16 protein-coding genes, 3 tRNA genes, 1 rRNA gene and 1 CRISPR repeat array are annotated in these 24,614 nt (G+C 51.6%); of the genes, 19 read left to right on the top strand and 1 reads right to left on the bottom strand.

The window, feature by feature from the left end:
- Window positions 1–172 precede the first annotated feature (172 nt).
- The 14 genes from G4C92_RS06300 (at window position 173) to cas6 (ending at window position 16,657) form a co-directional block, all read left to right on the top strand.
- Window positions 173–3,067, top strand: a 23S ribosomal RNA gene (locus G4C92_RS06300).
- Window positions 3,068–3,145: 78 nt separating this feature from the next.
- A tRNA-Asn gene (locus tag G4C92_RS06295) sits at window positions 3,146–3,217 on the top strand.
- A 72-nt stretch (window positions 3,218–3,289) separates the two neighbouring features.
- A tRNA-Glu gene (locus G4C92_RS06290) sits at window positions 3,290–3,361 on the top strand.
- A gap of 20 nt (window positions 3,362–3,381) precedes the next feature.
- Window positions 3,382–3,452 (top strand) — tRNA-Cys (locus G4C92_RS06285).
- 288 nt (window positions 3,453–3,740) lie between these two features.
- Window positions 3,741–6,660: direct repeats of the CRISPR family, unit length 36 nt; unit sequence GTCATGAGAATGGATTCCCCGAGAGGGGACGGAAAC.
- Window positions 6,661–6,961: 301 nt separating this feature from the next.
- Window positions 6,962–7,153: a hypothetical protein gene (locus G4C92_RS06280; protein WP_274941725.1), complete on the top strand. Its 192-nt coding sequence runs from the start codon at window positions 6,962–6,964 to the stop codon at window positions 7,151–7,153.
- A gap of 283 nt (window positions 7,154–7,436) precedes the next feature.
- Window positions 7,437–8,438: a CRISPR-associated endonuclease Cas1 gene (gene cas1, locus G4C92_RS06275; RefSeq protein WP_274941724.1), complete on the top strand. Its 1,002-nt coding sequence runs from the start codon at window positions 7,437–7,439 to the stop codon at window positions 8,436–8,438.
- A 5-nt stretch (window positions 8,439–8,443) separates the two neighbouring features.
- Complete coding sequence (cas2, locus tag G4C92_RS06270; protein ID WP_274941723.1) at window positions 8,444–8,758, top strand: CRISPR-associated endonuclease Cas2; 315 nt, start codon at window positions 8,444–8,446, stop codon at window positions 8,756–8,758.
- Between the two features lie 225 nt (window positions 8,759–8,983).
- Window positions 8,984–10,339, top strand: coding sequence for a type III-A CRISPR-associated CARF protein Csm6 (csm6, locus tag G4C92_RS06265; protein ID WP_274941722.1), 1,356 nt, complete (start codon window positions 8,984–8,986; stop codon window positions 10,337–10,339).
- Window positions 10,306–12,678: a type III-A CRISPR-associated protein Cas10/Csm1 gene (gene cas10 / locus G4C92_RS06260; RefSeq protein WP_330654826.1), complete on the top strand. Its 2,373-nt coding sequence runs from the start codon at window positions 10,306–10,308 to the stop codon at window positions 12,676–12,678. The genes csm6 and cas10 overlap by 34 nt, the downstream gene beginning before the upstream one ends.
- 12 nt (window positions 12,679–12,690) lie before the next feature.
- Complete coding sequence (gene csm2, locus G4C92_RS06255; protein ID WP_274941720.1) at window positions 12,691–13,167, top strand: type III-A CRISPR-associated protein Csm2; 477 nt, start codon at window positions 12,691–12,693, stop codon at window positions 13,165–13,167.
- Window positions 13,167–13,835, top strand: a complete 669-nt coding sequence (csm3, locus tag G4C92_RS06250) for a type III-A CRISPR-associated RAMP protein Csm3 (RefSeq protein ID WP_274941719.1) — start codon at window positions 13,167–13,169, stop codon at window positions 13,833–13,835. The genes csm2 and csm3 overlap by 1 nt, the downstream gene beginning before the upstream one ends.
- Window positions 13,816–14,799 (top strand): type III-A CRISPR-associated RAMP protein Csm4, encoded by a 984-nt coding sequence (gene csm4, locus G4C92_RS06245; RefSeq protein ID WP_274941718.1) that lies wholly within the window; start codon window positions 13,816–13,818, stop codon window positions 14,797–14,799. Before csm3 ends, csm4 begins: the two co-directional genes overlap by 20 nt.
- Window positions 14,796–15,905: a type III-A CRISPR-associated RAMP protein Csm5 gene (gene csm5, locus G4C92_RS06240; protein WP_274941717.1), complete on the top strand. Its 1,110-nt coding sequence runs from the start codon at window positions 14,796–14,798 to the stop codon at window positions 15,903–15,905. Before csm4 ends, csm5 begins: the two co-directional genes overlap by 4 nt.
- Complete coding sequence (cas6, locus tag G4C92_RS06235) at window positions 15,902–16,657, top strand: CRISPR system precrRNA processing endoribonuclease RAMP protein Cas6 (protein WP_274941716.1); 756 nt, start codon at window positions 15,902–15,904, stop codon at window positions 16,655–16,657. The genes csm5 and cas6 overlap by 4 nt, the downstream gene beginning before the upstream one ends.
- A gap of 74 nt (window positions 16,658–16,731) precedes the next feature.
- Here the strand turns inward: cas6 and G4C92_RS06230 are convergent, their stop codons facing one another.
- Entirely contained in the window at window positions 16,732–17,760 is a 1,029-nt protein-coding gene (locus G4C92_RS06230) for a LacI family DNA-binding transcriptional regulator (RefSeq protein ID WP_274941715.1), read from the bottom strand.
- 384 nt (window positions 17,761–18,144) lie between these two features.
- Here G4C92_RS06230 and G4C92_RS06225 point away from each other — a divergent pair, with 384 nt between their 5' ends.
- The 5 genes from G4C92_RS06225 (at window position 18,145) to G4C92_RS06205 (ending at window position 24,387) form a co-directional block, all read left to right on the top strand.
- Window positions 18,145–19,620 (top strand): glycoside hydrolase family 32 protein, encoded by a 1,476-nt coding sequence (locus G4C92_RS06225; protein ID WP_274941714.1) that lies wholly within the window; start codon window positions 18,145–18,147, stop codon window positions 19,618–19,620.
- A 74-nt stretch (window positions 19,621–19,694) separates the two neighbouring features.
- On the top strand, window positions 19,695–21,101 hold the full coding sequence (locus G4C92_RS06220; RefSeq protein ID WP_274941713.1) for an ABC transporter substrate-binding protein: 1,407 nt from the start codon (window positions 19,695–19,697) through the stop codon (window positions 21,099–21,101).
- 122 nt (window positions 21,102–21,223) lie between these two features.
- Window positions 21,224–22,093, top strand: coding sequence for a carbohydrate ABC transporter permease (locus G4C92_RS06215; RefSeq protein ID WP_274941712.1), 870 nt, complete (start codon window positions 21,224–21,226; stop codon window positions 22,091–22,093).
- A gap of 12 nt (window positions 22,094–22,105) precedes the next feature.
- Window positions 22,106–22,945 (top strand): carbohydrate ABC transporter permease, encoded by an 840-nt coding sequence (locus tag G4C92_RS06210; protein WP_274941711.1) that lies wholly within the window; start codon window positions 22,106–22,108, stop codon window positions 22,943–22,945.
- Complete coding sequence (locus G4C92_RS06205) at window positions 22,942–24,387, top strand: glycoside hydrolase family 32 protein (protein WP_274941710.1); 1,446 nt, start codon at window positions 22,942–22,944, stop codon at window positions 24,385–24,387. The genes G4C92_RS06210 and G4C92_RS06205 overlap by 4 nt, the downstream gene beginning before the upstream one ends.
- Window positions 24,388–24,614 lie beyond the last annotated feature (227 nt).

Raw genomic sequence — 24,614 nt, 5'->3', positions numbered from 1 at the left:
GGACACAAAAGGTTGAAGCGCAGACAAAAGATAGGAAAAGACATCAGAGGCGTGATCCGCAAGGATCACAAATCAGAGACAAAGGTCTAGAAGCAATACAGCAGCCGGAACGGCGCGAAAGCGCTGGAACGGCGGACCGTACCGGGCATACGCTAGTGGCCGGTGCGGACATGGTCAGGTAAACAAGAGCGCAGGGCGGATGCCTTGGCACTGGGCGCCGATGAAGGACGCGATAAGCTGCGAAAAGCTGCGGGGAGGAGCACATATCCGCTGATCCGCAGATGTCCGAATGGGGCAACCCGCATGAGCAGACCTCATGCACCGCAGACTGAATCCATAGGTCTGTGGAGGGAACCTCCTGAACTGAAACATCTAAGTAGGGAGAGGAAAAGAAAACAAACGTGATTCCGTCAGTAGCGGCGAGCGAACGCGGAAGAGCCTAAACCGGCTGGCTTGCCAGCCGGGGTTACGGACTGCAAAGAGAATCCGAAGCGAACCGGAACGGTTTTGGGAAAGCCGGCCGGAGAGGGTGAAAGCCCCGTAAGGGAAAGCGGAAGGGTTCGGGCAGGATCCAGAGTACCACGAGACACGGGAAACCTTGTGGGAAGTCGGGGGGACCACCCCCCAAGGCTAAATACGACCCAGTGACCGATAGCGGACAGTACCGTGAGGGAAAGGTGAAAAGTACCCCGGGAGGGGAGTGAAAGAGAACCTGAAACCCTGTGTTTACGACCGGCGGAAGCACCACGCTTGCAGGTGCGACCGCGTACTTTTTGTAGAACGGTCCGGCGAGTTGCGGGACGCGGCAAGGGAAAGGATGAGGACATCCGGACCCGGAGGGAAACCGAGCCTTAAGAGGGCGCCAGTCGCGTCACGCAGACCCGAAACCGGGTGATCTACCCATGGCCAGGATGAAGGGGCCGTAAAAGGCCCTGGAGGTCCGAACGCACATCCGTTGAAAAGGGTGGCGATGAGCGGTGGGTAGGGGAGAAATTCCAATCGAACCCGGAGATAGCTGGTTCTCCTCGAAATAGCTTTAGGGCTAGCCTTCACCAAGTCTTGCGGAGGTAGAGCACTGAATATCCGCGGGGGCGTCAAAGCTTACCAAAGATTATCAAACTCCGAATGCCGTGTAGACGATGGTGGGGAGTCAGGCCGCATGAGATAAGTCGGGCGGCCAAAAGGGAAACAGCCCAGACCAGCAGCTAAGGCCCCAAAGTGCGTGTTAAGTGGTAAAGGATGTGGGATCTCGAAGACAACTAGGATGTTGGCTCAGAAGCAGCCACGCATTCAAAGAGTGCGTAATAGCTCACTAGTCGAGAGGTCCTGCGCCGAAAATGACCGGGGCTGAAACACGCCGCCGAAGCTCTGGGATGGCGGAAGCCATCGGTAGAGGAGCATTGCCGCGGGGGCGAAGCATGACCGACAAGGGCATGTGGACCCGCGGGAAGAGAGAATGCCGGAATGAGTAGCGAGATGAGGGCGGGAATCCCTCAGGCCGAATATCCAAGGATTCCAGGGTCAAGCTGATCTGCCCTGGGTAAGTCGGGACCTAAGGCGAGGGCGGAAGCCGTAGCCGATGGACGACAGGTGGAGATTCCTGTACTGCGATGCGACAGAACTGCAGGGACGCATTTCCAAAGTCTGACCGCGGATGGAAAACGCGGAGAAAGCGGGAAGGCGGGCATGGGATAAAAGACATGCGGAACGCCATTCCGTGAGACGACCGAACTTCAAGTAGGAGAGAGGGCGGAGGGAGTGCCGGGAAAAGCTGCTATCGTTCGCACCGTACCCGTACCGTAAACCGACACAGGTGGATGAGGAGAGAATCCTAAGGCCGGCGGAAGAAGTATTGTTAAGGAACTCGGCAAAATGACCCCGTAACTTCGGGAGAAGGGGTGCCGTCCTCCGGGGCGGCCGCAGAGTCCAGGCCCAAGCAACTGTTTAGCAAAAACACAGGTCTATGCAAAGCCGGAAGGCGACGTATATGGGCTGACGCCTGCCCGGTGCTGGAAGGTTACGAGGAGGGGTCAGCGAAAGCGAAGCCCTGAATCCAAGCCCCAGTAAACGGCGGCCGTAACTATAACGGTCCTAAGGTAGCGAAATTCCTTGTCGGGCAAGTTCCGACCCGCACGAAAGGCGTAATGATTTGGGCACTGTCTCAACAATACATCCGGTGAAATTGAAGTGCCAGTGAAGATGCTGGCTGCCCGCGCCAGGACGGAAAGACCCCATGGAGCTTTACTCCAGTTTGTTACTGGGGTCCGGTCGATGATGCACAGGATAGGTGGGAGGCAGAGAAGCAGCTGTTTCGGCAGATGCGGAGCCAATGTTGGGATACCACCCTTCAGCGACTGGGCTTCTAACCTGCCGCCGTAAGCCGGCGGGGGGACAATGGCAGACGGGGAGTTTGACTGGGGCGGTCGCCTCCGAAAGGGTATCGGAGGCGCTCAAAGGTTCCCTCAGGATGGACGGAAACCATCCGGAGCGTGCAAAGGCAGAAGGGAGCTTGACTGCGACACCGACGGGTGGAGCAGGTACGAAAGTAGGACTTAGTGATCCGGTGGCAGTAAGTGGGAATGCCATCGCTCAACGGATAAAAGCTACCCTGGGGATAACAGGCTGATCACTCCCAAGAGTTCACATCGACGGAGTGGTTTGGCACCTCGATGTCGGCTCATCACATCCTGGGGCTGTAGTAGGTCCCAAGGGTTGGGCTGTTCGCCCATTAAAGTGGTACGCGAGCTGGGTTCAGAACGTCGTGAGACAGTTCGGTCCCTATCCGGCGTGGGCGCAGGAGATCTGCGGGGAGCTGGCCTTAGTACGAGAGGACCGGGCTGGACCCGCCGCTGGTGCACCTGTTGGGCCGCCAGGCCCATGGCAGGGTAGCCAAGCGGGGCAGGGATAAACGCTGAAGGCATCTAAGCGTGAAGCCCCCCCCAAGATGAGATCTCCCATTCCTTCAAGGAAGTAAGTTCCCTCAGAGACGATGAGGTTGATAGGGCAGAGGTGGAAGCGCCGCAAGGCGTGGAGCTGACTGTCACTAATCGAACGAGGACCTGACCAAGAGGAAAGCGCGGCGGAAGCCGCGGCTGGGATTGCACGAGGTATATGCGGTTTTGAAGGTACGTTGTGCCTTCGATTTTCCTCGATAGCTCAATGGTAGAGCATTCGGCTGTTAACCGAAGGGTTGTAGGTTCGAGCCCTACTCGGGGAGCTTGTCAGTACCTGCCGTAAGATTAGACGGCTCAATATGAGGCGGCCCCAACCGGTCGCTGTTCATTTTTAAGGCCCCTTGGTCAAGCGGTTAAGACATCGCCCTTTCACGGCGGTAACAGCAGTTCGAACCTGCTAGGGGTCACTGGCATCACAAATGCATATGGCGACATGGCCAAGCGGTAAGGCACGGGTCTGCAAAACCCTTATCCCCAGTTCGATTCTGGGTGTCGCCTCTATAGAGAAGCATCGTGTGCAGGTATGCATGCGGTGCTTTTTCTGACATAGGCTCTGAAGCAGACCGATTCTTATGAACTGGCGGCTGCATTTACGCAGTGCCTAATCGCGATGTTAATGACGGCATGTCATTATACAAACAATACGGTCTGTTTTGAGCCGCATGCGGTATTTATTGGATTTTTTGGACATAATGAGCGATAATAATCAATGGAAGTTACCGAAATCGGTTTTGCGCCGCAAGCCGGCTTTTCCGGCCAGTGTTTATGCGGCCTCGCGGCGACAGAGTCATGAGAATGGATTCCCCGAGAGGGGACGGAAACGATGACCGTCAATCTTAATCGACTTGGTGCTCAGGGTCATGAGAATGGATTCCCCGAGAGGGGACGGAAACGCAGCTCAGTCGGTCAAACATGGTGGCAGATTCTGTCATGAGAATGGATTCCCCGAGAGGGGACGGAAACGGCTCAACTAATGCTGTTCAAATAGAACACATTATCTTCGTCATGAGAATGGATTCCCCGAGAGGGGACGGAAACGGTGCCGTCAATGATCGTTTCATCCGAATCAGAAGCCGGGTCATGAGAATGGATTCCCCGAGAGGGGACGGAAACTCTCATAAACGACTTTCAGGAATCTGTCAACGATGACGGTCATGAGAATGGATTCCCCGAGAGGGGACGGAAACACGGAATTAGCTTCTCTGAACTGGCGGAGGTTACGGCGTCATGAGAATGGATTCCCCGAGAGGGGACGGAAACATTGGCAAGGTATTCTTCACACCTTGCAAGGTCGTCATGAGAATGGATTCCCCGAGAGGGGACGGAAACGCTGTCGCGGGCAGAGTCTCGCTCGCGACGGTGACTCGTCATGAGAATGGATTCCCCGAGAGGGGACGGAAACCCTTTTCAGTAACTGAATAAGGTTTTGATCGAGTCATGAGAATGGATTCCCCGAGAGGGGACGGAAACGACGGCACGGCCGTCGAAATCTGCGAACTCCCGGTCATGAGAATGGATTCCCCGAGAGGGGACGGAAACCTCGCAGTCCGCGAGACTCCATGTTTTCCGAGCCGCCGTCATGAGAATGGATTCCCCGAGAGGGGACGGAAACTCATCCATGAGCGCAACCGCTGCACTGTAGTTAACGTCATGAGAATGGATTCCCCGAGAGGGGACGGAAACACGCTATCAGTCTTGCCGGCCGACTCAAAGGCAGCCGTCATGAGAATGGATTCCCCGAGAGGGGACGGAAACAATCGCGGGACAGTGGTATGATAAGACCATAGAAAAGGGGGTCATGAGAATGGATTCCCCGAGAGGGGACGGAAACAGAAGCTAATTCCGGACGGAATGCGGCCGGCCTGTCATGAGAATGGATTCCCCGAGAGGGGACGGAAACGGGATGTGACCGGCCTTAATAATCAGGCGGCCAACGTCATGAGAATGGATTCCCCGAGAGGGGACGGAAACGCCGCTTTTTCGGCGTCTTTTGCGGCCTTAAGTTCGTCATGAGAATGGATTCCCCGAGAGGGGACGGAAACGACACTAAGCCCCGCGCGATGCTCACGCGCAAGGCTCTGTCATGAGAATGGATTCCCCGAGAGGGGACGGAAACACGGCCGGCACCGTCCCTGTTGCTGCTGTCGCGGGAAGAGTCATGAGAATGGATTCCCCGAGAGGGGACGGAAACGGTGCCGCAAGGTATCCGGAGACTGTAGTTGAAGGCGTCATGAGAATGGATTCCCCGAGAGGGGACGGAAACACTCCGCCACGGAAACCACAAATTCTTCACTTCTCGGTCATGAGAATGGATTCCCCGAGAGGGGACGGAAACTCATGCCGCGCCCTTAATTGTGTCAAGTCGGTCAATGTCATGAGAATGGATTCCCCGAGAGGGGACGGAAACACTAGCTTGCCGACTCTGACAAGCTGGCCAGCCTTTGTCATGAGAATGGATTCCCCGAGAGGGGACGGAAACGCGATAAAACACGATAGTTTATGATACTTTACTCAGTCATGAGAATGGATTCCCCGAGAGGGGACGGAAACGGTTATTTTCAATTTCTTTCGGAGTTGTATATGTAGTCATGAGAATGGATTCCCCGAGAGGGGACGGAAACGATTTTTCCTGTCTGCGGATTGTAAAGATGCTCCCACGGTCATGAGAATGGATTCCCCGAGAGGGGACGGAAACCATCGCTCTCGGACATGGACATCGGTTCCTGTCTCTGTCATGAGAATGGATTCCCCGAGAGGGGACGGAAACACCTGAACGGTTCTAGAGGATACGCGGGCCAGCTGTCCGGTCATGAGAATGGATTCCCCGAGAGGGGACGGAAACACCTCGACGCGGGTGCTGTGCGTGCGGTCCTTGGTCATGAGAATGGATTCCCCGAGAGGGGACGGAAACACCTGAACGGTTCTAGAGGATACGCGGGCCAGCTGTCCGGTCATGAGAATGGATTCCCCGAGAGGGGACGGAAACTAATTCTGACATATTCAACCCGTCCCGCTCGGATTGTCATGAGAATGGATTCCCCGAGAGGGGACGGAAACGACGGACGAACGTATGAATAATACCGCGCATAATCGTCATGAGAATGGATTCCCCGAGAGGGGACGGAAACTTCTCGGCCATAATTTCTTATGGCCTCCGGCCCCGGTCATGAGAATGGATTCCCCGAGAGGGGACGGAAACTTTCCTGTCAGCGCCGCCATAACGGCGGCGACATCCGGTCATGAGAATGGATTCCCCGAGAGGGGACGGAAACGGCCGCATCAGAAGCGGTCGAGAATACCGGCCGCTCGTCATGAGAATGGATTCCCCGAGAGGGGACGGAAACCGAATAACGTCAAGTTGGAATCGACTTGACACAATCAAGTCATGAGAATGGATTCCCCGAGAGGGGACGGAAACCAGCAGATCGCCTGCTTGTCCTCTGGCTCTCGCCGCGTCATGAGAATGGATTCCCCGAGAGGGGACGGAAACAATGCCGTCGTTCATTGCTTCCAATTCTTCTATACAGCGTAATGAGAATTGAATCCCCGAGAGGGGACGGAAACCCAGCGGCAACAACGATTGTCATCGCCGCCAGCGGTAATGAGAATTGATTCCCCGAGAGGGGACGGAAACACATATGTGAGTTTTCCGAACGCGTCGTGAGATGATGTAATGAGAATTGAATCCCCGAGAGGGGACGGACAGCAGATCTGGTTTTCTGTATGTCATATGGAATACGATTTATGATGTGAATCGAAAACAAGACTCCAAATGGGACGCGAGGTATTGCCGCCAGACACGGGGATCGTTTTGAGAGAGGATCGATCTGATAGCAGGGCTATCGCATGGACTTTTATTGATCAGAATTTGTGCGGAAGATAGCTCTGACGGAATTCAGAAATTTATGCTGATCATGAGCCTTCTGATACCGGCATTGATGATTCGATTCGGACACTTTTATTTGATCATTGGGCAAGCATAATCATCACGATAGAGGAGCTTTCTGATGGAACGATTGGATGCATTTGAGGCTATGCTTTCTGACATACAGAAACAATCCGAATACGAGAGGAAGCAAATGGAGAGTCTTAAGGCGGCGGGTAAAGAAAAGACAGCAGCGTACCGTCAATATTTTGGAAACCGAATGCTTTATAAAATGATGATGGATAAGTATAGGGAATACGGACTTATGGACTAACGATAAGCTCACCGAGCGAAAAGCCAGAATGATGGACAGACGGCAAAGCCGTGAATTATGCTGAGCGTGGAGTATGAGACAGACGACCATCTGCTCGTTGGTACGGTTATCGGAATAAACAATTTCAACTCGTTTCATGGCCGCTCCATGAAGGAACTGAAACGTAAATTCGCAGTCAGTATCGAGGACTGTCTGGAAATGTGTGAGCAGGGGGGAAAAAGGTGTCGGAAGCAGGATCTTGATTACGTCACAACTCAGCAGCGAAGCGGGAGGGGCATACAAAGTGAGCTATCTATATGTTAATGAGAACGGGGCAAAAATCAGCGTAAGTGAGAACCGGATCATCATCACAGAAAAGGACGGCATGAAGCGCCTGATCCCGATTGAGACGCTCGACGGCATTTCGGTTCTCGGACGCTCGGAGATGACGACGGCATGCATTGAACAATGTCTTCTGAGGGGCATACCGGTTGGCTTTTATTCCAAGAGCGGAAAATACTTCGGTCGGCTGCATTCTACTGTTCATGTCAATGCGCCGCTTCAGCGGCGGCAGGCCGCGCTTTACGATACTCCGTTTGCAATGGAATTAAGCAGACGGATCATCCGGGCCAAAATCAGCAATCAGATCACGGTGCTCAGACGATATGCCAGAACTTCACATAAAGATGTGTCGCCGGAGGAGAGGGCGATGCAGGTATGCCTGAATAAGATGGATCAGGTCGGCGATCAGAATCAGCTGATCGGCTATGAGGGTACCGCGGCAAGGGCTTATTTCCTTGGCCTCTCCAAATGCATTCATCCGGAATTTGCGTTCAGGGGACGCAATCGGAGACCGCCAAAGGATCCCTTCAATTCTATGATCAGTCTGGGCTATTCTATTTTGATGAATGAAATATATGGCGACCTCGAGAGCAGGGGCCTGAATCCGTACTTCGGGTTCCTTCATCGAGATGCAGAGAAGCATCCGACTCTTTGCAGCGATCTGATGGAGGAGTGGAGGGCGATTCTGGTCGATGCGACGGCGATGAGTCTGATCAATGGAAATGAGATTTCGAGAGATCAGTTTGAAACGGATGAAGAATCAGACGGGTGCTATCTGAAGCATGAGGCGCTGCAGATTTTTCTGACCAAACTGGAACAGAAAATGGAGACTTCAAACCGTTACCTGAGCTATCTGGATTATCCGGTTTCTTACCGGCGGGCGATCATGGAGCAAATCCGCTGTCTGCAGCAGGCGGTCGAGGAAGATAATGCCGGTCTGTATACACCGATGAAAGTGAGATGACCGGTATGGAGAACTACTTTTTCGATATTGATCATGAGAACGGGCAGGATAAAAGTCTGGTGCTGATTGTCTATGACATCATTGATAATAAGAAGCGGACGAAGCTGGCAAAACTGTTGCAGGGCTACGGAGTGCGTGTGCAGAAGTCGGCGTTCGAGGCATGGTTAACCAAAACACAGTACAACAAGCTGATTTCTGATGTTCCGCCCTTTTGCGGCGGAGAGGACAGTATTCGTATATATAAGATCATCGGGAAAGGTCAGGTGAAATCATGGGGGTATTCTGTGCAGTCGCTGAATGATGATGTCATTGTCATGTAGTTAGAGAGATTGTAAAACTTGATTTTTTAACGCACTGTGCTGAAAAATGCACAGTGCATTTTGTATCATAGGAAAGAAGACAAGAGCGTGTATAGAGAGAGGAACGAGATAAAAGGCGCGATCGGATTCACTTATGGTTAAAATATATAAAATGAGCAAACTGCACTACAATATTATGTGCATGTGTTATAAAATATCTGTATCAAACTAATGCGGGAGGGCGCTATGAAGGTATTAATCAGCGGAGCAGGAACCAGTGATCCTGTAAGAAGCGATCGTGATGGGGCTTTACTTCATATTATCCGTCATTACCGGCCGGATAAAGTGGTGCTGCTTCTGACGAATGAAATCCGGGAGTTCGAGGAAAAGGACCATCGGTTTGAACTGATGCAGCACTTTGTTGAGACGCATTGGGAACATTATCGGTTTGATCTGATCAAGGTGTCGATCGAGCTGAACGATCCGTCCGATCTGGATCAGTGCTCGGTAGTGATCGGGCAGGCTCTTGAGAGGATTCTTCCACAGTATGCGGACGATAACATCCTTTATAATCTCAGTTCAGGTACGCCTCAGATGAAAATGGTGCTGGCGATGGATGTTCTGGATACCCGTTACCATGTCACGGGGATTCAGGTCAAGAACCCGGAGAAAAAGGCCGGTACGACGGGACGGGTTGGAAAAGACTATCCTGTTGCTGAATCGCTCGAACTGAATGAGGATGAATCGGAGGAAACAGAGAACCGCTGTGTTGAGCCGGAACTTTTCTATCTTCGCAGGAAGAAACAGGAGGAACGGATTGCCGCGCTTCTGGCACGTTACGATTACGCAGCGATCACCAATATCAGTGAGATCAATCAAAGGCTGTCCGCACTGGTTCATCATCTTGACAGCCGCAGTTCACTGGATGACGTGAAGGCTCACCGTGACGCTGATGCGGCGAAGACGCAGAATAAGGATCTCTTCAATCTCTATCCCTATACAAAGACAGGATGCAAAACGGTTTCGAAAGAATACTGCCAGCTGGTGGAATACTTTCTTGTGCTGAAAAATCTGCTGAGGCATGCGGATCATATGGATTTTGTTCTTCGGATGAACCCGTTTATGGTCAGACTGGAGACGATGTACCTGAGCCGGCTGGTCCCATACAAGATGACGGATCTTTTCGAACAGTCCCGGGGACGGTATTGGATTTGCCGGGAGAGATTCGAGCGGATAGACCCGGAGAGAAGCCGCCTTGTTGATGAAAAGATGCGCAGCGACGGCAAAGATAGCTATAAGGATGGTGGAGAGCTGAACCAGTATTTCCTGCATTTTCTGCTTCAGACTTTCGAGCAGGTCCCGGAAAATTTGAACAGTCTCTTCGAGAAGACGCTTGAGTTGAACCAGAAGAAGCGGAATCCGGCGGCGCACGAACTGACGCTTGTGACTGATGAGGATATTAAGAAAATCTGCGGCTTAAGCGGTCGCGGACTGATTACGGGACTCGAGGATGCTCTTCAGACGATCTTTCCGGAAGGCAGCGACAAGATCTTTACGATCTACGACAGATGCAATCGGTATATTCTCGAGCATCTGAACTAAGGGCGGGAGTTGGAATGAAAAAGAGGACGGAATTGACAGCATATGCCTGTCTGTATCACGATGTGGGAAAAATTCTTTATCGTGCCGGAGAACCGGGGACACACAGTGAATCCGGATACCAGTTTGTGAAAAAGGCATTTCCGGATCTGGGAGAGGATGTCTGCAACGCAGTTCGGTATCATCACGGAAGGGCGCTCCAATCAGCGGATCTTCCGGAACAGTCCCTCGCTTATCTGACCTATATCGCAGATAATATCTCGGCGGGCTTTGACCGGCGGGAAAACGGTGACGACAAGACGGTTTTTGATAAGTATGTCTCGCTGTCGCCTGTATTCATCCATATGAAGGGGGAGCATCCCGGATATGTGATCAGACCGGATCTGAGCGGAAAAGGCGCCTGTGTGCTTCCGGACAAAGGAAATATGAAGCTGGATGTCACGGATTATCAATATCTGGAGAACAGACTCAGCGAAAACATACGGAAAATGCAGACGGGAGAACAGTGGCTGAATTCCCATCTGGCGCTTCTGGAGACGCTGACAGGCCAGATTCCGTCCAGCACCAACGTGTCTGAGAGCGTTGATATATCACTCTTTGATCATCTCAAAACAACGGCGGCGGTAGGCGTCTGCCTGAGTGAATACGCGGAAGCAAAGGAGATAACCGATTTCAAAAAAGCATTTCTGACAGATGAGCAGAAAGCAAAAGACTGGCCGGCATTTCTTCTTTATTCCGCAGACCTGTCAGGGATTCAGAATTTCATTTACACGGTCCAGACGACAAAGGCGCTTAAGACGCTGCGCTCAAGATCCTTCTTCCTTGAGCTTCTGATGGAACACTATGTTGATGAACTTCTTTCCGAGGCAGGCCTTGCCCGGATGAATCTGCTTTACAGCGGGGGCGGTCACTGCTACCTGCTTCTGCCGAATACGAAAGAGACGATCAGAAAGGCCGAGCGGGTTCATCAGCGCTTTAACGAATGGATGTTTGATCAATTCGGGATCCTTCTATATATCGCGCATGGCTATGCGCCGTGCTCGGCGAATGATCTGATGAATCAACCTTCGGAGAAGAACCTATATCGCCGCATTTTCCGGGACGTTTCCGGCCAGATTGCGTATCAGAAATTACACCGTTACGATGCAGATACCCTGATCCGGATGAATCATCAGGCTGCGCACTCAGGAAGCCGTGAATGTAAGATATGCGGAAGAACGGATCATCTGACGAAGGATGGGATCTGTCGGTGGTGTGCTGCATTTGAAAGCATGTCAGAGAAGATCCGGACACAGCTTGTGTATTATGTTTCGAGGCAGCCGAGTGATGAAGCGGATTTTCCTTTGCCCGGAATGGATGGAGACGTTTTTGTGACGATCACCGACGAAGCACGGGCGAGGAAACGGTTGCAGGATGATCAGGACGTGGTCCGGGTCTATACGAAAAATCAGATGTTCACCGGCCTTATGTATGCGACCAGACTGCACATCGGAGATTACGCGGCGGAGACATGGCTTGAGAAACTGGCCGATTCTTCCACCGGAATCGGACGTCTTGGCGTTTGCCGGATGGACGTGGACAATCTGGGAGACGCTTTTGTCCGAGGCTTCGAGCAGCCAGCAGGAAATGGCAGGCAGAAATATGTGACGATTTCGAGAACATCCGCTTTCTCGAGAAATATGTCGCTGTTCTTCAAGAATTATATCAACACGATCTTTAAGGGCAGGGGCGGAGAGGAGAGGCCACTGAATGTTCTGATCGTATATTCCGGTGGTGATGATGTCTTTTTTGCCGGCGCGTGGAACGATGTCATCGAGGGAGCGGAACGGATCCGGAAGGCGTTCCGACAGTTCACATGCGAAAGCTTGACGATATCCGCCGGCATCGGCATTTTTGATGCGACGTATCCGGTGAGACTTTCGGCGGAAAAAACCGGGGAACTGGAGGACAGCGCCAAAAATCATGAGGGGAAAGACGCGGTCACTTTGTTTGAAGCGGACAGACAGACGTATTCATGGGAGGATTACCGAAATAAGGTGATTGATCAGAAACTTCAGGTTATCCGTGCATTCTTTGATCTGGAAAAGGATGAGAGAAATGATCGGGGAATGGCCTTCCTCTATCGGATTGTGGAGCTTTTGAGGCGGAGCGAGTCAGAGACTCTGAATCTGGCACGGCTGGCTTATGTTCTGTCACGTCTGGAGCCGGGCAAGGAAGAAAAGCAGAGAGAGGCGTATCGGAATCTTTCAAGATGGGTTTATCAGTGGGCCTTGTCGGAGGAAGACAGGCGTCAGCTAATCACAGCGATCTACATTTATGTCTATTTGAGAAGAGAGCGGTAAGGAGGGGGAAGGATGTACAATAACTATAACAGCGGGAGAGCCGGACACGGCGGAAGCGGATCTTACAGCAGCGGGAATTCCCGCAGGGAAGCGTCGGTGATTCCGACGGCCAAACCGCTTCCAAAGGACTATATGACGGAAGCGGGAAAGGCAATGGAGGAGATTGGAAAAGAAAGCCAGAAAAACCAGATCACTCCGACCAAGCTTCGTAATCTTTATTCGCTTGCGATGTGCATTTATGATAAGGAACTCAGAAGATCAGAATCTCAACTGCTGCCGGAGGACCAGACCAAACTGACACTGATGGAGATGAGAGTTCTCTATGAATACGGGAGGGACAATGCGGTGAAACTTTTTGTTGAGAAGACTCAGCTTCTGTCTTATCTGAAGGGGGTCAAGAACAGCCGGCAGTCTTATCTGAATTTCGCTCATTATATGGAAGCCCTGGTTGCCTACCACAGATTTCTTGGAATTGGAGGAAAGAACTAATGTACGGAAAGATCAAAATCACGGGAAGATTAACGGTCAGAACAGGACTTCATATCGGCGGAAATGAGGCCTTTTCAGCGATCGGCGCGATTGATTCCCCTGTTGTCAAGGATCCGTTCACAGGCAATCCGATTATTCCGGGAAGCAGCCTTAAGGGCAAGATTCGGACACTGCTTGCGAGAAGTCTGGCAAAGGATATTGGAAATATGCCGCTTTGCAGCGAGGATGATCCGGTCATCCAGCGCATGTTCGGAAGCACGGCCGACAAGCCGCAGGCTGCCAGATTCCAGTTTGTTGATCTGTTCCTGTCAAAGGAGAACAAGACCGATCTGGTTGGTCTTACCGAAGCAAAGGCGGAGAACTTCATCGACCGGAAAACCAGCGTGGCGAATCCGCGTCAGATCGAACGCGTCGTTGCGGGTACGGTATTCGATTTTGTGCTGGTCTATGATGCTGTGAATCAGGACGAGGCCGTAGAAGATTTCCGTATGCTGTCGAAAGGGCTGAAGCTCCTTCAGTTGGACTACCTCGGGGGACACGGGACGCGCGGTAGCGGAAGGGTCAGTCTCAGTGATTTTGCGCTGACCTCTTACGGATGCAACCTTGACATGAAACCTCTGCAGAAATCATTGGATGAGGCGGCCGGATATGAATTATTTTCTGTATAAACTGAAATTCACAACGCCGGTGCATTTCGGGAAGTCGGATTCCGCTCAGTCCCTGTTCGGCTCTCGGCTCAATGTGGCGGCGGATACACTGTTTTCCGCTCTTTGTCACACGGCACTGGAGATGGGTGGTACCGATCAGCTCGACCGGCTGATCGAGGCGGCTCGTGAAGGGAACCTTCTGCTGACGGATGCATTTCCATGGAAAAATGACGAGCTCTATCTGCCAAAGCCTCTTTACCGAAGGCAGCAGGTTCAGAAGGAAACGGATCTTTCCTCAAAAGACCGCAAAGCGATCAAGAATCTGAACTGGGTGCCGGTCAGTATGATGGCGGATCTTCTGACGAAAATGAAAGAAGGCGATCCGTTTAAGGCGGATCAGGTGGATCAGCAGTTCGGCACGCTGCTTCTGAACGAGAAAGCGGCAGTCCGGACCGGCGGGGACGCAAGACCCTATGCTGTCGGAACTTTTTATTTTAGAGAACAGGCCGGGCTCTATTTCATCGCGGCGGTCCGTTCCGTGGAAGATGGCGATGTGCTCGGAGAACTGGTCGAAGCTCTCGGTTTGAGCGGATTGGGAGGCAAACGGAGCAGCGGTCTCGGGAAGTTTGATCTGGAGGATAAGATCCTTCTCAATGAACCGTTTGACGACGAGACACGCTGGCTTTTTGACACACTTGAGGATCAGGATCATGAAAACCTTCTGCTGACGACCAGTTTGCCGAAGGACGACGAGCTTCCGGTCTCCTTGCAGGGGGCGTCTTATCTGCTGACAAGAAGAGGCGGTTTTGTTCAGTCGGATCACTTTGCGCCGGAGATGCGGAAGAAAGATGTGCAGTATTTCTTTCAGGCCGGATCAGTCTTCGACCATCGGTTTGAAGGTGAGCTTTACGAAGTCAGCGGAGGGACAGGATGTCATCCGGTCTATCGCTACAGCCGACCGCTGTTTCTGGGGGTGAGTCTATGAAGCAGAATGGACATCTTAAGACATATGACCTGACGCTGAAGACGGTGGGACCGGTTCATATCGGGACAGGGGAGAAAGCGTTAAAGAGCAGTTATCTCTACGATAAGACAAATCATATTATTTCCATACTTGATTCCGATAAGCTGATTCAGGCGGTGATCGATCGACAGCGCGTTGACGAGTTTGAGGAAGGAATTGTACACAACCGATTTGGTGATCCAAATCGTCTGTTTGAATTTTTATCCAAGACGTGTGGGATGAATGGAAAAGAGATCCATAATCTGGTTCTGTATAATTGTGACGCAGGCGAGGCCCTGGATGAGAAACACAACCTGAGGGACATTCAGTCCTTTATCCGCCGCGGAGATGGCCGGGCCTATATTCCGGGAAGCAGTCTGAAGGGCGCGCTGCGCACCGTGCTCTTATTCCATATCATGAGGAACTCAGGTAAGCTCAGACCGGGTAAACGGTTTGAAGAAAAGATCCCGGAAGCAGATCTGATGAATACGCTTACACTGAAGAAGGACAGGATGGGCAGGCCACAGACGCGGGACGCAGTCAACAGCATCATGCGCGGCATCTCGGTTTCTGACAGCGAGCCGGTTGCGAACCGAAGCCTGACGCTCTGCAATAAAATTGATGTTCATGCGGAAGGGGATCAGCGTGATGAGAGCAGACCGAATGTCTGCCGGGAATGTATCCGGCCCGGTACGGAGGTCCATTTCGCCGTGACGATCGACGAGAGCGTGATGCGCTATGCGTCGTTTCAATTGGAGAAACCCGAAGATCTGTACGGGTATCTGGACGATTTTATACAATACTATAAGAACACTTATGAGCGTCATTTTGATCTTCCGGACGGCGGCGTTCATAATCAGCACGGTCTGATTCTGGGCGGCGGAAGCGGTTTCTTTTCCAAAACACTGACCTATCCGTACTATGGCAGAGATGCGCTTGATATTGTGATCGATCAGATGAGCTGGAGCTTCAAAAAGCATCATCATGACCGTGACAGGGGGCTGGACATTTCGCCGAGAACGATGAAATATACGGAGTGGGACGGCAAAAAGTACCCGTTCGGTCTCTGTGAGGTGACACTCGCATGATCAGACAGTATTCACTTACGCTCAAGCCTTCAGAGGGCCGGCTTACGGTGTCCCACGCCTATCGTCTGTACGGATGGCTGATGGAGCAGGTTCCGGAGGATTTCGCTGCTCTGGTGCATGAGGAAGGCTTTACCCCGATCTCGCAGCATCTGGCTGTGCAGAGGGAAAATATGACTGTCCGGTGGACAGTCAGCCTTTTGAATGACCATACAGTGGAGGCACTGGGAGATGTCCTTGCCAAGACAGAATCTCTGATCATCGATGACCGTCAGGTTATGGTGGCAGGGAGGTCTTTGTCAGAAGTACGTTCGGCTGCCGATCTGATCCGTTCTGCGGATTCGGATGCCCGAAAAGCCGGGCTTTGCTTTGAGAGTCCTTCCTCATTCAAGGTGAACGGCCAGTATGCTCTCTTTCCGGATGTGGAACATATTGTGATGAGTCTTGTGAATCAGTGGAATCAGATCTTTCCCGAAATCAGTCTGAAGGATCAGGATGCGATTGACGCTTTGAAAAGAGGCCTTTGCATCACAGATTACCGGCTTCGCTTGAGCCGGTTTTATATGAAAAACAGCTGCATTTCCGGATTTTCCGGACAGACTGTCCTCTACTCAAGGCTCCCCGCTCCCCTGCAGGAGGTCTGGAAATCCCTGCTCGCTCTGGCACCCTATTGCGGCATCGGCATCAAAACCGCCCTTGGAATGGGCGGAGTCAGGGTAGAGATGCAGGAGCGGAATCCGAAAGCGGCGCGGTGAAGGCGGCAGGCAGCTGTATGTGATCGCTTCGCCGGGTGGTGCGTTATGTTCTGTGAAAGGCAGTCGAAACGATTTCACGGGTTGATCTGCCGCACACTCTGCCTTCGCAGGAGCTGATAAGGAACTTTGAAAGCGCCGCCCGCAAAATCCGGCGCCGCAATATATTCCAGCAGCAGATGAGCGGCTTTGACGCCTGTATCGGTTGTTGCGTGCCGGACCGTGGTGAGGGACGGTCGGATGGCGCTCGCGAGATTACTGTCGTCCACGCCGGTAACGGAAATGTGCTGGGGAACTTCAATTTTATTATCATACATGAATCCGATCGCACCGACTGCCATATTGTCACAGGCGCAGAGAACGGCAGTCGGGAGCATGGAGGATCTTTCATATATCTGATGCATACCGTGATATCCGGCCTGAATGGTGAAGGATTCTTCAAATGACATCATGTCCTGACGGATTGTCAGGCCGCATTCTTTCATTCCTTTCATATATCCATCATATCTTTTCTTTCCGGCGGACAGGTCGTGGAGCGGACCGCCGATAAAAGCGATGCTCCGATGTCCCATATGATACAGAAAGTGAACCATATCGCAGATGGCCTGTCTGTTATCCATATTGACGGAGCTGGCCGGTATTTTCATTTCGAAATCGGGGATGTCCTGGCAGACGTAGACAACTGGTCGGCGGTTTTTCCGGATCCACATGAGCTGCTGCTGGGGAATTTGGACGTTGGCCATAATGATGCCTTCCACCTGCTTGTCCTTCAGTACGTTGAGGAAATGAATTTCTTTTTCCAGCTCCCCGTTGGTCTCACATATGATGATATTGTATCCGAGCGGGGTGACTACGCTGTTGATTCCCTGCAGGATCCGCCCGAAAACGTTGTTCGAGATGTCGGGGAAAAGAACGCCGATCAGCTTGTTGGACTTGCGTGCGGCTGCTTTGGCCGCGGAAACGTTTGGGACATAGCCCAGTTCCCGGATGGCTTCCAGCACGCGCTTCCGGGTGCTGACGGAAACGGAAGAACTTTGGTTCATGACTCTTGACACGGTTGAGATCGAGACGCCGGCGGCTTCCGCTACCTGATTAATTGTAATCATATGAAAAACTTCCTTCTTAGGCAGGAGGGTTTCTTCTCTCCGGCCGAATCATTTCTCTGTCTGAATGCGCGCTTATCCATCCGGTGACATCCATTCTGCTAAGGAATCTGGGAACGGTGAAATGAAAACGTCGGGGATGCATTGAAACAGATATGAAAATCATCGCATGTTTTCATGAAAAATGCAAGAAAACGCATGCCTGCATAATCAATATATGAAAAGTTTGTTCTCTCTGCGAATATGCCAGCGGCCGCAGAAAAGGTAGGATAAGACCAGTTCGTGAAGGTAAATCTTAACACAGGGAACAGACAGGGACGCAGATCAGACACAGAAACGGCGCGGACAAAGGACCGGAAACAACCTTATATGGAAAAAGCGGATTTTATGGAAAACAGGACAACAGTGAAACGTATTTTTTATCAGCCGAAGGATGGATGGGTAGGAGATACAATTCCTTTTGCCCACAATGGCAAATTTTACATCTTTTATCTGCATGATGAGCGGAAAGGTCATACGGAAGATGAGTATGGTTACCGGACAAGCTGGAATCTTCTGATTACGGAAGACGGAATCCACATGCAGGATATGGGCGTTGTGCTTCCGGCGGGGGATTTTGATGAACCTGATTACGCCTGCTACACGGGGTCTGTCGTGGAGGGAAGAGACGGACGGTTTCATATTTTTTACACGGCTCAGAATAATTACAATCCGAAATACCGTAGAGAGGGGCGGCCGCTTCAGTTTGTTGCTCATGCGACAAGCAGGGATCTGATTCACTGGACGAAGGATCCGCAGTCCGTATTCGGTGCGGATGAATCCATTTATGAACCGTTTGACTGGAGGGATCCCTACGTTTTTTACAATGAGGACGAGAATTGCTACAACATGCTTCTGGCGGCAAGAGTCATCGGGGCCGGTGAGAAGAACGGTGGATGTGTGGGCTTGTGCAGATCGAAGGATCTGATTCATTGGGAAGCGGGACAGCCCTTTTACAGCCCGTCTTCTTATATGACGCATGAGTGTCCGGATCTGTTCCGGATGGGCGGGAAATGGTATCTGATCTATTCCACTTTTTCGGAGCGCTTTGAGACGCACTATCGGATGTCGGATTCGATTCATGGACCCTGGACAGCTCCCATCGAGGATACTTTCGACGGCAGAGCTTTTTACGCTGCAAAGACAGCGGAGAAAGACGGAAAACGGTGGGCTTTTGCATGGGTTCCCACCAGACGTGGCGCTACGGATTTTGGACAGTACGAATGGGGCGGAACACTCATCATCCATCAGCTGCGGCAGCAGGCAGACGGAAGGTTGACGGTTTCAGCGCCTGCAGCGGTCGCGGAAGCATTCAGGAAAGAGACAACACCGGAAGAGCTTTTATCAGGCGAATTGATATTGGAGAATCGGGAGGGTGAAAAGGGTGCTGCCTTTGGAGGAATGGGGAAAAGCTGCATGCTTGAGGCGGATATCGAGTATGAAGCCGGAACCAGAGCGTTCGGATTGGCGGTGCGGCAGGACAGACAATTTTCAGCCGGTTATTATTTTCGACTGGAGCCGTTTTACAACAGAGTAGTCGCTGACATGTGGCCGAGACGCATGCCTGGAGTGAACCAGTGGTACATTGACGGAGACAAACCGTTTCTGATTGAACTGGAGCGTCCGCTGGATTACGGGAGGCTGGCGGACCGAAGGGTGCATGTCCGGCTGATCGTGGACGGCACGATTCTCTGTCTGTATATAAATGATGAGGTGGCGCTGACAATGCGCGGTTATTCTACGGAGCGAGAATACTGGGGCTTTCTGGTCAGAGACGGAAGGATCAGGGTCGCCAATGTCCATATGTATGAAATGACGGAGTGATATTTCTGGTTGTAAAGACGGCAGAACATGCTGTTTGTCAAAAATAAGTTGAATTGTCTGAAAGGGAGGATACTATGCGATCAAAACAGATGCAAAGAATCGGGGCGGCTGGGCTGGTGACGGCACTGCTTCTGTCAGGCTGCGGTACGGGCCGTACAGTGTCAAATGCCTCACAGGGTGAGACGGGGACAAAAACAGCGTCAGGCGCTGTTTCGGGAGAGGAACCGGGCGTTTCCTCCGCTGCAGCGGCTGAAGGCATCTCAGACAATAAAGGAACGGGATCAGGCAAAGTGAGGGAAATCCACTATTTCGCTTCCCGTTCCGCATCGGATGATACGATGGTCACACTTCAGGAAATCACGGATGACTACAACTCGCAGGGCGGGAATATCAAACTCGTGATCGACAGCAATGCAGACCGGTCTTCCTATGATCAGAAACTGCGCACCATGATTGCGGGCGGGCAGATGCCGGACATGTTTGATCTGGATGCAACACCTTATGCAGAAGAACTCGGAGAGCAGGGGATGCTGACGGATATGGATGCCTTTCTGGATGAGATCGGAGAGAAGGACAGCTATATTCCTCTCGCGCTGAATTATGGCCGCACATCCGATGGGAAGCTCTACACACTGCCGCTGGAGTTTTCAACGGAGATGATCTGGTACAATACGGATATGTTTGAGAAGGCGGGCATTGAGGCGCCCGAGACGCTGGACGATCTTCTTGCGGACTGCAAAGCGCTGCAGGAGAAGGGGTACACGCCCTTTGGAATCGGGGGAGGAGACGGCTGGCCTCTGATTCGTCTTCTTGCCACTTATCCGTTCCGCATGACAGGCAATGAATTTCTGAATCAGCTTGCGTCGGGAAAAGCGAAGATGACGGATCCTGCCGGGGTGGCTGCCAGCGAATTCATGGCGCAGATCGGGCAGTATTTTCAGCCGGGCTTTTCCACAACAGATGTGGCCACAGGTCTGAATCTGTTCCTGAGCGGAAAGACAGCCATGTATCCGACCGGGACATGGGAGCTGAACTATTTTACGGATGAGAACCGCCCGAAGGGGCTTCATGTAGGTTATTTCTATATGCCCACATGCGAAGGAGCGGCTACCAAATCCAACGAATACTGGGCATTCGGCGGCATTGGACTGGCTGTGAACCCGAAGTCTTTTGACAAACAGTACAAGGATTATCTGAGTTATATTGTCAAAAACTACAGTCCTGCTTATTTTGCTCATCAGCATCTCGCGCCTCAGAAGGTAAAAACGGAAGATACCGGCAATTTCGATCCGCTGTTTCTGCAGGTGATGGAGGATGCCGGCAAGATTGGCGATACGGCCGCCCGTCCGTGGGATGTAGTTCTGAGCGAGGACGTGATCGCTGTGATCAATGACAATCTCCCCGGTCTTTGTATGGGGGAGGAAACCCCGGAGGATTTCGAATCGGTTGTTGATGAGGCGCTGCAGGACAACGCTCGGTAACATACAGTGAGATCAGTGCGCCGTCCGTGACTGGTGCCTGTATCAACCAGAGGGTACAGGTATCGGCCGGCGGCGGATGAGTATGTGACCGGAGTATATGGATGTAAGAAGTTGGTGGGTGTATGAAAGTATTACGAGATAGAAAAGCGGTCGCGGTATTTTTGCTTCCCGGACTGATTGTGTATACAGTCATGGTCATGATTCCGATTGCCGTTTCGATCTACTACAGCATGATTGAATGGGACGGACTGGGACAGAAAACATTTGTGGGGCTGCGTAATTTCGTGAAGCTTCTTGGTGATGATGTCTTCAAGCGGGCATTCGGAAATAATCTGATCTATATTCTGATTGTGATGGTAATGCAGCTGGGACTGGGATTCCTCATAGCGGTTCTTCTGACTTATCTGAAAAAGGGGAGAGGCTTCATCCAGACCGTTTATTATATACCGTCAGTCATAACGGTGATCGCAATCGCGCAGCTGTTCACAAGCTTTTACTCATATGAACCGATAGGTCTTTTTAACATTTTTCGCAGGTTCTTTGGAATGAAGCCGATCGCGTTTCTCAGCGAATACAGGACGGTGCTGCCGGCGGTCGCTTCTGTGGAAGGATGGCAGTATATTGGCATTTATATGATTATTTTCTACTCTGCACTGGTTTCGGTGTCCCCGGATATTCTGGAGGCGGCCAGAATCGATGGCGCAACAGAGCTGCAGCTTCTGTTCCGGGTCAGAATCCCTTCCATTGCGAATGTGATCATGCTTGCCTGCATCCTGAGTCTGGTAGGAGCGCTTCGCGGCTTTGCGGCGCCTATGAATATGACAAAGGGAGGACCGAATCACCGCTCGGAGATTCTTGCGACCTATATGTACAAGAAGGCGTTTACCAGCCGCGATTACGGATACGGAAGCGCCATCGCGGTGGTGATTGTCATACTGAGTGTCCTCGGAGTGCTTCTGATCAGTCGGTATATGGACAGGGAAGAGACCTGACGGAGGAAGAAAATGAGCTATCTATTTCGTAAAAGAGCAAGAAAAACTGTCTACTGGATCGTGATGATCGCTTTTCTGATCATTCAGGCTTATCCAATTCTCTGGCTGCTTCTCGCGGCATTCCGGTCGAATATGGAGCTTCTGACAGAACCATTCAGTCTTCCAAAGTCTCTCTCCATGGAGAACTTTGTGACGATTTTCACAACCAGCCATGTCCTCACATATATCAAAAACAGCGCCATTATCTCTGTGATTACGCTTACCTTCATTGTGATTCTAAGTTCAATGGCTTCTTTCGCGATCGCAAAAATGAAATTCAGAGGAAGAAAAAAGGTTTACAGGTATTTTCTGATCGGGCTTACGATTCCGTATGCTGTCACGCTGATCCCCCTGTTTACGATGTTTGCCAGAATCGGGCTGGTGAATACCAGAGCCAGCGTCATTCTTCCTCTGATGGCATTTCAGCTTCCGGTTTCTGTTATGCTGTTTGTCAACTTCTATTCCTTTATTCCGGATGAAATCATTGAGGCCGCCATCATAGACGGAACGAGCATCTACGGGATATATACAAAAATCATCGTTCCGCTGTCCAAAAACACAATATTGACTGTGCTGGCCATGAACTTTATTACGGTGTGGAACGATTACACGTTCAGTCTGGTCTTTATTAACAGTACAGAGCTGAAGACGATTTCGATCGGTCTCGCGGATTTTATTGGACCGAGAGGCCTGAAGGACTGGGGCGCAACCTATGCGGCGATTGCCTTATCCATTTTGCCTACACTGGCAATTTACTTCTCCTTGAACACAAAAATGACTGCAGGCATGACGCTGGGAGCGGTTAAGTCATGAGCGGGCATGAGATTGTCCGTCCTCGATGGCACTTTTCGCCCCGGCATGGATGGATTAATGATCCGAATGGTCTGGTCTGGTTCAAAGGCCGTTATCACATGTATTTTCAGTGCAATCCCTATCACAATGAGTGGGGCAAAATGCATTGGGGACATGCGGTCAGCGAGGATCTGGTGCACTGGAAGGAATGCGAACCGGCGCTGGTGCCGGATCAGCCATATGAAGATGATCAAAAGGGAGGCTGTTTTTCCGGATCGGTGGTGGTGCACGGGAATCGGCTGTATGCTTTTTATACAGCGGCTATTGAACAGAAAGGAAAGATCATTCAAAAGCAGTGCGCTGCATACTCGGAGGATGGGTTTACTTTCGTCAAGCCGGAGGAAAATCCGATTATTTCGGAATGTCCCGGCGACAGCGTTGAGTTCCGTGATCCAAAGGTCATCTTCTGCAAGGACCGCTGGCAGATGCTGGTGGGAGGATCCAGCGGGGCGGCTTCTGATCTGAGCAGTCACGGCCGTATTTATCTGTATCATTCCCGGGATTTGCTGCACTGGGACTACGATGGGATTCTGTATGAGGCGCAGGATGGTGAAGGCACTATGTTTGAGTGTCCGGACATTTTTAAAGTCGGTGAAAAATGGGTCATCACGGTCTCTCCTATGAATCGAACGGATTTTTTGCCTACCTTGTACATGACGGGTGTGGCGGACTTCAGAAACTGTGTGTTCTGCAGGGAGTATACAGGGACATTAGACTTCGGTCCGCATTACTATGCTTCGCAGGTATATCGTGACCGGGATAACCGGCTGATTTCCGTGGCCTGGCTGGGCGGCTGGGACTGGATGCCGTGGATTGATGATCACGGTCCTTCGGAGGAGAACGGGTACAGGGGCATCATCGCTTTTCCGCGTCTGATTTCCATGGACAAGGCCGGAAGGCTGCGGATGGAGCCGTATCAGAATGCTGCACCTCAGGTTTCTTCGGAAACAGAAGTAACGGTGCGGGGATCATCTGTTCTGCTCTCGGACACGGATGGGACGAAAAGTGCCGTTCGTCTGCGCGGATTCGTATCGAGAACCGATGCCGTTACGGCGGTGAAATTTCTGTTTTGTGATGACGAACATCATCATATCGAGCTTACACTGGATTTTCTCTTCGGAAATATCATTACAGATTTCAGAGAAGCTGATCCCTGGACTCGGAACGGGATGAGGATCTATAAGGCGGAAATCGAAAGAGAAAAGGAAATCCGGTTTGAAATCATCCGAGACGGAAATGTTCTGGAGGTGTATTGGCTTGACGGAACATATAACTTTACCTCCATGATTTATCCAACGGGAGGGATGTTCAGAATTCTCGCCTCAGCCAGAGGAGCGGGGGCCAGAATCCGGTACTCCGTGCAGGAAGGCGAATGGATGCCAAAGGCAGCTTCCGATGTCTGACGGTGAAAAACGAACTGTCGGATATACGCGGAATGATTCCGGGTTGACTCTGGCATTGTGCCATAGTTTATACTGCTCAAATATAACCAGAAGCTACAATAACAACTGCACAGCGCGTGATGATAGCAAAGGGGCTGTTCCGTCAGAAGGAGGGGTCCCTTTTTACTCGTAGGACGGGACAGCGCCGGAGCCGGCCGGAGTCGGTGCAAAAGCCGGACAAACACCGC

The sequence above is a fragment of the Chordicoccus furentiruminis genome (genome assembly GCF_019355395.1).
Lineage (GTDB): Bacteria > Bacillota > Clostridia > Lachnospirales > Lachnospiraceae > Chordicoccus > Chordicoccus furentiruminis.
This window is presented reverse-complemented; position numbering and strand designations above follow the sequence as displayed.

Excerpts from the sequence above, each read along its gene's own strand:
- csm6 (WP_274941722.1), top strand. The coding sequence starts at position 8,984 with ATGAAGGTATTAATCAGCGGAGCAGGAACCAGTGATCCTGTAAGAAGC.
- G4C92_RS06225 (WP_274941714.1), top strand. The coding sequence starts at position 18,145 with ATGGAAAACAGGACAACAGTGAAACGTATTTTTTATCAGCCGAAGGAT.
- G4C92_RS06215 (WP_274941712.1), top strand. The coding sequence starts at position 21,224 with ATGAAAGTATTACGAGATAGAAAAGCGGTCGCGGTATTTTTGCTTCCC.
- csm5 (WP_274941717.1), top strand. The coding sequence starts at position 14,796 with ATGAAGCAGAATGGACATCTTAAGACATATGACCTGACGCTGAAGACG.
- cas6 (WP_274941716.1), top strand. The coding sequence starts at position 15,902 with ATGATCAGACAGTATTCACTTACGCTCAAGCCTTCAGAGGGCCGGCTT.
- csm4 (WP_274941718.1), top strand. The coding sequence starts at position 13,816 with ATGAATTATTTTCTGTATAAACTGAAATTCACAACGCCGGTGCATTTC.
- csm2 (WP_274941720.1), top strand. The coding sequence starts at position 12,691 with ATGTACAATAACTATAACAGCGGGAGAGCCGGACACGGCGGAAGCGGA.
- G4C92_RS06280 (WP_274941725.1), top strand. The coding sequence starts at position 6,962 with ATGGAACGATTGGATGCATTTGAGGCTATGCTTTCTGACATACAGAAA.
- cas2 (WP_274941723.1), top strand. The coding sequence starts at position 8,444 with ATGGAGAACTACTTTTTCGATATTGATCATGAGAACGGGCAGGATAAA.
- G4C92_RS06205 (WP_274941710.1), top strand. The coding sequence starts at position 22,942 with ATGAGCGGGCATGAGATTGTCCGTCCTCGATGGCACTTTTCGCCCCGG.
- G4C92_RS06230 (WP_274941715.1), bottom strand. The coding sequence starts at position 17,760 with ATGATTACAATTAATCAGGTAGCGGAAGCCGCCGGCGTCTCGATCTCA.
- csm3 (WP_274941719.1), top strand. The coding sequence starts at position 13,167 with ATGTACGGAAAGATCAAAATCACGGGAAGATTAACGGTCAGAACAGGA.
- G4C92_RS06220 (WP_274941713.1), top strand. The coding sequence starts at position 19,695 with ATGCGATCAAAACAGATGCAAAGAATCGGGGCGGCTGGGCTGGTGACG.
- cas10 (WP_330654826.1), top strand. The coding sequence starts at position 10,306 with ATGCAATCGGTATATTCTCGAGCATCTGAACTAAGGGCGGGAGTTGGA.
- G4C92_RS06210 (WP_274941711.1), top strand. The coding sequence starts at position 22,106 with ATGAGCTATCTATTTCGTAAAAGAGCAAGAAAAACTGTCTACTGGATC.